This is a genomic window from Staphylococcus sp. HMSC34G04, from assembly GCF_001838765.1.
GTDB lineage: Bacteria > Bacillota > Bacilli > Staphylococcales > Staphylococcaceae > Staphylococcus > Staphylococcus epidermidis.
This window is the reverse complement of the sequence record NZ_KV838686.1, coordinates 1-911: the sequence shown is the minus strand read 5'-3', so window position 1 is coordinate 911 and position 911 is coordinate 1. Positions and strand designations below refer to the sequence as shown.

The 911-nt window shown below is 27.8% G+C and carries 2 protein-coding genes; both read right to left on the bottom strand.

All coding sequences use genetic code 11. The features are described 5' to 3' along the window. Positions 1-165 precede the first annotated feature (165 nt). Positions 166-660, bottom strand: a complete 495-nt coding sequence (locus HMPREF3241_RS00345) for a TIGR01741 family protein (protein ID WP_070853372.1) — start codon at positions 658-660, stop codon at positions 166-168. 11 nt (positions 661-671) lie between these two features. After that, a partial coding sequence (locus tag HMPREF3241_RS00340; RefSeq protein ID WP_176746656.1) for a DNA/RNA non-specific endonuclease occupies positions 672-911 on the bottom strand: 240 nt, incomplete at its 5' end.

Genomic DNA, 911 nt, shown 5'->3' with positions numbered 1-911 from the left:
CACTTATCCAAGAACTTTATGTCCCGGACTCTTTTGTCTATATTTTTTCTGATTAACGTTGATTTTATATGTATTTATTTAGCAATAAAATTAAAATTTACTTTGCTTTGTAATCAAAAGAAAACTAAGCAAATTTTACATTGCTTAGTCTTTCTTCACTTCATTTTACTCTTCTTCTTGTTCTTTAATGAACTGTTCTATTTCTTTAATTTCTTCTTTTGCGTAATCTAATTCGGGAATAATGCCGAATTTTTTATATTTATAATAGTTAAATCTGGCTATCTGTCCAAATTCAGAATTTTTCCAATCGATATACCCAAATGACACATTCAATTTCCCATCATTACTAAAATTAAATTCACAAGAAGACCATGGATTTTGTTCATATTGAATAAATTCTTTCCTTAACTTTTTAAATAACTTATGTACATTTATAAGTAACTCCATATAAATATCATTAGATACATTGTATTGTTCTGGAATATCTCCACAATAAAACAATGCTTGTTCATTAGGCTTACGATAAAAGAAAAACACTTCACTACCTTCATCATTTACATATGCTTTTAAATAAATATTTTCCCATTTATCCGGAATCATACTACTTACTTCAGTGGCTATATTTTGGTATATATAATTCAATTTTTCTTCAAAACCCAATCTTATTCCTCCTATATATTGTCTATATATCGTACTTGCTTTTCACCTTGACTAATAAATTCGATTGCAAATCCTATAGGTCTTAGACTTTCTTCATCATAGTCTATTTTCATTCTAATATTTTTTACTTCTCCCCCTCCTTTTAAAACTTTCAACCATTCTTTCTCCATTTTATACCATTGACCATTCTCTTTAAATGAACGGTTGATGTATTTACTTTGGGGTACGAGATTGTCTATATCTTTAGAACC